The 7631-nt window shown below is 69.6% G+C and carries 6 protein-coding genes and 2 pseudogenes; 1 reads left to right on the forward strand and 7 read right to left on the reverse strand.

The features are described 5' to 3' along the window. From AOK23_RS38595 to AOK23_RS38620, 7 genes and pseudogenes are all read right to left on the reverse strand, one after another. Positions 1–1115, reverse strand: a 1115-nt coding sequence (locus AOK23_RS38595; RefSeq protein WP_240496755.1) for a serine/threonine-protein kinase, incomplete at its 3' end; no start/stop codon positions are given. 520 nt (positions 1116–1635) lie between these two features. Next, complete coding sequence (locus AOK23_RS38600) at positions 1636–3072, reverse strand: FG-GAP repeat protein (protein ID WP_055717136.1); 1437 nt, start codon at positions 3070–3072, stop codon at positions 1636–1638. Positions 3073–3456: 384 nt separating this feature from the next. Continuing rightward, positions 3457–3924: an MOSC domain-containing protein gene (locus AOK23_RS50920; protein WP_338056559.1), complete on the reverse strand. Its 468-nt coding sequence runs from the start codon at positions 3922–3924 to the stop codon at positions 3457–3459. Between the two features lie 202 nt (positions 3925–4126). Next, positions 4127–4264, reverse strand: a pseudogene (locus AOK23_RS50925) (MOSC domain-containing protein); the annotation flags it as partial. Between the two features lie 88 nt (positions 4265–4352). Further along, the gene (locus AOK23_RS38610) at positions 4353–5069 is read right to left on the reverse strand and encodes an MOSC domain-containing protein (RefSeq protein ID WP_055717137.1); all 717 of its coding nucleotides are present in this window, start codon (positions 5067–5069) and stop codon (positions 4353–4355) included. A 47-nt stretch (positions 5070–5116) separates the two neighbouring features. Then, complete coding sequence (locus AOK23_RS38615; RefSeq protein WP_276205796.1) at positions 5117–5737, reverse strand: LysE family translocator; 621 nt, start codon at positions 5735–5737, stop codon at positions 5117–5119. A 21-nt stretch (positions 5738–5758) separates the two neighbouring features. After that, a complete protein-coding gene (locus AOK23_RS38620; RefSeq protein ID WP_055717138.1) occupies positions 5759–6652 on the reverse strand; it encodes a winged helix-turn-helix transcriptional regulator in 894 nt (297 codons plus the stop codon). Between the two features lie 524 nt (positions 6653–7176). Between AOK23_RS38620 and uvrA the strand changes: the two are divergent. After that, positions 7177–7631: pseudogene (gene uvrA, locus AOK23_RS38625) on the forward strand (ABC-ATPase UvrA); the annotation flags it as partial.

Here is a 7631-nt window from a genome sequence, read left to right on the forward strand (position 1 = left end):
GTTCGGGACGGGGTGGCGGTGGAGTTCGGCTTGTCCTCGAACGGCCGAGCCGAAGCCGTGACGGTGACAGTCGTCCCGGGCGTCGCATCCCCCACCCCGAGCCCGGCACCGGAGTCACCGTCCTGCCGCATCAGCAGCACACCCGCCACGACCAGCAGGCCCGTCACCAGCGAAAGCCCCACGGTGAGGGCCGGCCTTCTCCCTGCCGGCAACCCGGGCGCGGGGGTTCGTGAACCGGGCATCGCGGTGGTGGCGACACGGGGAAAGTCCGCGGTCGCCGTGGGCTGCTGGTCCATCCGGCCGGGGTCGAACGCCGTCGCCGGGTGCGTGACGGCCCGCAGAGACTCCGAACTCCGACGCACGGAAGAGAAGACAGGAGCCGGGAGCCATGGACGTCCGCTCTGACGATCGGGGCGCGGACGGCCCGCCAGCATGCCGGGGACCTCGGCCGGGGAGGGCCGGTCGGCGGGATCGCGGGCGAGGCATGTGCGTACGACGGTACGCAGATCCTGCGGCAGGGACGACAGCGCAGGGGTACGGCCCTCGATGACGTCGACAGCGGGCGACTGGCGTTCCGAGGAGCCCGTTCGCGGGCCCGCCGTCTCGGTGAGGAGCACGCCGAGGGAGAACATGTCGCTGAGCGGACCCACCTTCTGGCCGAGCAACTGCTCGGGGGAGGCGTAGGCGGAGGTTCCGACGAACTGTCCCGTCGAGGTCAGTCCGGCCTGCCGCACCGGCCGCGCGACCCCGAAGTCGACCAGCCGGGGTCCATTTTCGGAGAGGAGGACATTGGATGGTTTGACGTCGCGGTGCACGATGCCCGCGACATGGATCGCGCCGAGTGCCTCCGCGATCCCCGCTGCCAGAACCCGCACACTGTCGGCCGGCAGTGGACCGTGGGAGGCCAGGACCTCCGCGAGGGTGGGGCCGAGTACGAGTTCCGTCGCCAGCCAGGGCACTTCCGCGTCGGGATCGAAGTCGATGAGCTGCGCGATGTATGAGCTGCGGACACTGCGGGCGACCTCGATCTCACGGGCGAAGCGTTCCCGGTAACCGGACACCTTCGACAGCTCGGGCCGGATCGTCTTGAGCGCCACCAGCCGCGTGCCACCCATAACGCGGGCAAGGTACACGCGGCCCATGCCGCCGGAGCCCAGACGACCCATCACTTCGTAAGGCCCCACGCGCTCGGGATCGACCCCGTACCGAAGCGGCTCCACCACGCTGCACCCTCACCCGTCCGTCGACGTCCCCCGGAGACGACCACGCCGTCTACCGGGAAGCCGTGACCGATGGTCCAGGTGGGCCACACAAGCAGCAGACGGGCAGGCCGTGCTGCCGAACCGGCTCACCATCAGAGCCGGAAATACATTCTGACGATCCATACCCACCCACCACAGGGCGTGCAGCGGCGCGACGGGGCGCACAGAGACGGGTGAGCGCTCCCGTGATCGTGCTCGGGGGTCGCGTGGTCCCGACTGATGGATTCAGCCAGGCAACACAACCCCTAACGACCCCTATTGATATGGCGATGGAACCCCGCGAACTGCACGGTCAGGCACACCGAATGGACCCCACTGTTCGGGACTGTTCGGGCCCACGCCGACGAAGCCGCACGCGCCGGGATGCCGACCCCTAGAAGCCCAGCACTTCGCCGTACTCGATGGCGCCGTTGGGCAGCGCGAAGCCGAACGGGGTGAGCGACTTGCCCTGCGGGTACGTCTCCTCGGTGCTGGTCGGCACGAACCAGACGCCACCCGACTTGGGGTCCCCGGCGTTCTCCCCGGGCGCGCTCACCGCGGTGTCCCACAGACCGTCGCGGTTGTAGTCACCGACGGCCACCTGGGCGCCGAACCGGTCGCCGGCCTCGGCCGTGCCCGGCATGTTCGGGGTGCTCTGGCTGCGGGCCAGACCGCCGTAGAGGCCCTTCTCCGTACCGTTCATGACGACGTATCCGCCCGCGTCCTTCACGGTGCCCACGTCCTCACCGGGCACACCGACCACCAGCTCGGGACGGCTGTCACCGTTCAGGTCACCGGCGGACAGCGCGGCGCCAAAGTCGTCGCCCTGCTCGGCGGCACCGCCGACCTCCGGGCTCGACTGCGTGATGCAGTCGTGCTCGGTGCCGAACTTCGCGGTCTTCGAGCCCTTGAGGAGGAGCACCGCACCGCCGATCCGGTCCTCGCAATGCGTCGTCTCCGTTTCGGGGTTGGGCTGTACGAGCCCGACGGCGAGGTCGTCGGTGCCGTCCTGGTCGAAGTCGGCGGTGGTGAGCGCGCTGCCGCGGTCGGCGTCGCTCCACCACTGGGCGGGCTCGGCCTGGTCGTCCCACCGCGTGATGAAGGTCCCGGAGTCATCCAGAGCCCGCCACGTGGTGGCGAGGTCGTCCCGGCCGTCACCGTCGAAGTCGCCGGTGGCAAGGGCACTGGTGCGGCCGCCCATGCTGTACCTGCGCAAGGTCGTGGGTGTCACCGGGTCGGCGGTGAGCGGGCCCGGCCGGAACCGGAGCGCGCCGTGCTCCTCGCCGTTCTCGCCGTACACGAGGTCGGTGTCGCCGTCGCCGTCGTAGTCACCCGTGGCGATGGTGCTGCCGATGCCGCTGTACTCGGACGTACCCCTGGCCACGGTGGTGCCCTTGACGTTCCACCCCGAGCCGTCCAGAACCGTGATGGTGCCCTCGTCCTTGAGCTGGTCCGAGGTGAGCGACTCGCCGCTCGCACCGACGACGAGTTCGAAGACGCCGTCGCCGTTCACGTCGACAGGGGCCAGAGAGGAGCCGAAGCGGTCGCCCGCCTCGGGCGTTCCGGGTACGCCGGTCTCCGCCTGGCTGATGACACCGGTGGACTGGCTCGGGCTCTGTGGTCCGCCGAAAATCACGCTGACGTAACCGGCCTTGGCCTTGCCGTCCACCGTGGCGTCGGGCATACCGACCGCGATGTCCGCGTATCCGTCGCCGTTGAAGTCGAACCGCGGAACCGTCGCAGCGGCGGCGCTCCCGGCGAGCGGCAGGGTCAGGCCGGTCGCGGTGAGTGCCGCTACGGCGGCGGTGGCGGCCAAGGTGCGTGCGCGCACGGTGAACTCCCCTAGTCAAAGCAGAAAATGAGGGCGAAGGCTTACGGGGATGTGACTCACGAGGCGTACGAACGGTTGTGTGAAAGTTGCCGCCCGATGGACACGACTGCGACGTAGTGCAGGGGGCCGGTTAGACATCACAGGTATCGAGCAGGGCATCCGTGTGTCGCGCGGGGAGGACGCTGCCTGGACCAGTGCCTTGGCGGCCGGAGCATCCGCGACGGCGGACGTGGCGGTGCCGTTCATGGACTTGGTCTGGGAGAGTCGCGTAGCCACGCCGGTAGGCCCGGCTTTACCGGTGACCGCTGGCGGGGAATGATCACGGGCGGTTGGATGCGGTCGTGAGTGTCCGCCGGTGGCTGCTGCTTCCGTGTCTGTGGCCGGTCAGAGGCCGTCCACTCGCGTCACGGCGTCGCCGACGCGCACTGTTCCGGGTTCCACGACGTCGAGGTAGACGCCGACGCAGGAGAGCCGGCCGAGGTCGAGAACGGGTATGCGGTGCTGGTTCGCGACGGTGCGCATGATCTGAGGGTCGGGCGGGAGGTCGCCGTGGCCGAGAGTGGGGACCACGCATCGAGGTGTGGGCACCAGAGGGCGCAGGAGGGCTTCGCCGATGCGCAGGTGGGTACCGATCCAGGCGGCTTCGATGAAGCCCGGCTCGCCCGGGGTGTCGATGACGAGGTTGGGGCGGAAGCGGCGAGGGTCGAAGTCCGCCCGCGGGGTAGGCCGAGCGCAGCCGTGCCAGCGTCGCCGTGGTGACGAGGTGGAGGGTGCCGTAGTCGAAGAAGCTTCCCGGTGGCGTACTGCCGGAGGTGATGGTCGCACCGGTGGCGTCGGTGAAGGTGGTGGCACGCAGGCGGTCGGGGATTCCTCCCCGGTGATCGGGAACGGCCCGCTCCAGCCGCCCGCCGTGTTCTGGTGGGGTGTCCGACAGGACGACGCGGCGGCCCAGCAATGCGGACAGCCGTGTGTCCAGGTGAGGGCGACCGGCGGGCAGCTCGGCTCCGTCCGGGAGTCGCACGGTGACGGTCAGGTCGTCGGTCATTCTGCTGCGGCAGGTGAGCAACGGGCCCCACTTGCGGAGGTGCTTGGCGCTGCCGACCGTGCCCGCCTCGTCGAGGACGGCTGCCATCCGGTCTCCCCGCAGCCCTCGTTCGGTGATCACCGCGGGGGGCGATGTCTCTCCCAGCATGGACTTCACCGGGTATCGGTGCAGGGCTTTGACGGTGCCCACGGCTTGGTTGCCTTCCTTTCGTCTCGCCGATGCGGCCGAGGCCGGATCAGGGCCGGATCACGGCGACGGGGTCCCCGACGCCGATGGTGCCCGGCGCGGTCACGGTGCCCAGTGCGTCCAGACGCATGTCATGCGCCTTCGCGATCGTCTTCAACACGAGCGGCGAGTGCGGCAGCCCCTGCTGGGACTCATTGACCATGACGCAGCGCTCGCTGGAGCGTACGAACGTGACGCACACCGTGCCGCCGATGCGGACGGTGGAGCCGAGCCACTGGTCCTCCACGAACGCGGGTGTGCCCGGTGGTGTGCGGATGAGGAGGTTGGGCCGGAACCGGCGCTCGTCGACGGCGGTTCCCGCGAGGGCGGTGCGCATCCAGTCGAGGGTGGCGGTGCTCAGCACGCTCAGCGGAAGCTGGTCGAAGTGCGAGACGGACCCTTCACAGGCCACCTCGACGTCCTGGCGCCGGAGGTAGCGGCGCAGGTAGGCGGTGGCATCGGCCACCGGCACCCCATCCGGGTCGAGCAGCTCCGGCTCGCCCAGGCATTCCGCTTGCCGGTAACGGGAGCGCAGCCGTAGCAGGCCGGGCATCCTTCGGAACCGGCGGGTGTTCTTGCCCGAGCCGAACCTGCCCTCGGCGTCCCGTACCGCATACAGCCGGTCACCCAGCAGACCCCGCTCGTCCAGATCGGCCGACTCCAGCCGTTCTCCTCCTGTGGACTTGATCGGGTATCGCCAGATCCGCTCGACGGTGCCCAGCCTCATCCCCACCCCTTTCCCGGCCGACGGCCGGCTCGACATCCCCTGAACACTCAGTCGGCTTCCACGACCACACGCAGACCGAAGCCGATCAAAACGACGCCCGTCACACGCTCCAGCGCGACGCGCACACGCGGCCGTTCGAAGAAGGAGCGGGCCGCGGACACCGCATGGGCGACACATGCCAGCCAGGCGAGGCTCAACACCGCATGCACCAGCACCAGCAGACCCATGCCCGCCGCCGCGGGCAGACCGCCCGGGGCCAGGGCGGGGAGCAGCCCGACGTAGAAAACAGCGATCTTGGGGTTGAGCACGTTGGTCGCCAGGCCGGTCCAGTACCCGTTCCCGACCCCCGTCGTCCGGTGGGATGTCTTCAACGGCACGCCGTGGCGGGCACTGAACAGCGCACGCGCCCCCAGAAAGAGCAGATACGCCGCTCCCAGGAGCTTCACGACGGCGTACGCCTCGGCGGAGGCCGCCAGAACTGCCGCAAGCCCGACCACACAGAACACGCCCCACACCAGCAACCCGGTGACGACGCCTGCCGCGACACGGGCGGCCTCCCTACGGCCGGAGGCGATCGCGTGCTGGGTGACGACCGCCATGTCAGGACCCGGCACCACCGTCACCAGCACGCCGATCACCCCAACGATCTGCGCCCCCCACAGGCCCAACTCCCCACGCTTCCAACACGGTTACGGCTCCTCGGTATCGTCAGGCCCAGCAACGGCACCAGCACTGGCTGTGGCCAATCGCCGGGCCTCCATCACGGCGGCGGGGATGTCCTGCACGGGGAACAGCACATGCCGGACCGTCCCGTCCGGCCCGACGACGAGAATCAGCCGCTTCAGACGCAGCCGACCCGCCCCTCGGAACGTCGGCAGCCGCAGGGCCGCAGCCAGCCGTTGCCCGGCATCGGAGAGCAAGGGGAACGGCACTGCTTCGGCGAGCGCGAAATCGGCCTGCTCGTGCGGAAGCTGCGTACTCACTCCACGCACTTCCACCCCAGCCCGCCGAAAGTCGGGCCAGGCATCCTTGAACAACCGGTTCTCCAGCGTGCAGCCGACGGCTCCGGGGATGGGTTCGTCCCACTCGACCCCCGTGCCGGGATACGTGAACAGGACGGTCCCGGCACAGTCCGGCGCGACGACGGGCAAGTCGACGCCGTGCGTGCTGGGCAGTACGAGCCCCTCCGGCATGCAGGTGCCGATCTGGGCGTGTACGCGGGCGTGTTCCGCCCCGTCCGGTGCCGCCGTCCCGGTGACCGTTCCGTCCCCGAGCACCCACCGGTCACCCCAGTCCTGCATCGCGACCAGCAGCGGCAACAGCGCCGCCCCGGCGTCGGTGAGCAGGTACTCGTAACGGTCCGGACGGCGCTGGTAGAGGCTGCGGCACAGCACGCCACGCTCGACGAGCCGGGCCAGACGCTCGGCGAGAACCTTGCGGGAGAGACCGAGTTCGGCGGCGAGCGCGTCGAAACGCAGATGCCCGCGAGCGATCTCGCGCAGCACGAGCACGTTCCACCAGTCGCCCATGACAACGGCGGCCTGGGCGATGCCACAGGTCTCATCCGCCCGATGCATCTTCATGCCGTCATTGTGAGTTCCTTTTCGGAACTCACCACGCTCCTTATTGAACTCTCCGGTTCGGCGTGGAGTGAAGGGACAATGCCACGCGATGCCAACTCTGCCGTCCCATCCGAGGCGCTCAATGTGCTTCCATCTGGCGGGCCCGGTCGCGCAGTTACGCAAGGCAGGCACGGAGGCGGGAGTTGAGGCGTCCCACCTGGCGGCGACGGCAGCAGCGGGCCGTTGCCGCGAACGATGGGGGATGCCGGTCAGCCTGGTGCACGAGCGCGCTGCGTCTCCCAGCCTGCCGAGTACGTCCGCCCTGTCCAGGGACGAAGATCCCGGGGCGGGGCAGACGACCCGGTGACCGCGCTGATCGCGGCCTCGGTAGTGACCCTCACCTGCTGGTGAAGATGCAGTGGTCCACCACTGCGCTATGGGTGAACGGTTGCTAAGTGGTCGGCTCCGTAAGTCCTTCGGGGGTTGACGTCGGAGGCAGTTCTGTGTCTGGCGTCTGCTCAGATGTCGGGGGCGGCGAGGTGGAGATGGCAGGCACAGTCGAGTGCGTCTGTCCGGGCTGCCGGGGCCGCCGGTTCCGGAGCGAGGTCCTCGCGGTGCGCTACGACGGGTACGACATCGCGGAGGTGCTGGCCGCGACGGTGGACGAGGCGCTGACCGTCTTCCGGGGCGTACGGCAGATCGCGGCCCGGCTGCAACGGCTCTCGGACGTGGGCCTCGGCTATCTCCCGCTGGGCCAGCCCGCCACCACCATCTCCGGCGGCGAGGCCCAACGCCGCAAGCTGGCACAGGAGTTGGGGCGCCGTGCGACCGGCCGCACCCTCTACCTCCTCGACGAGCCGACCACCGGCCTGCACGCCGCCGACACCGCCCGCCTGCTCGACGTACTCCAACGCCTCGTGGACGCGGGTCACTCGGTCGTCACGATCGAGCACAACCTCGACGTCATGCGCGCCTCGGACTGGATCATCGACCTCGGCCC

Source organism: Streptomyces torulosus, assembly GCF_001419765.1.
Lineage (GTDB): Bacteria > Actinomycetota > Actinomycetes > Streptomycetales > Streptomycetaceae > Streptomyces > Streptomyces torulosus.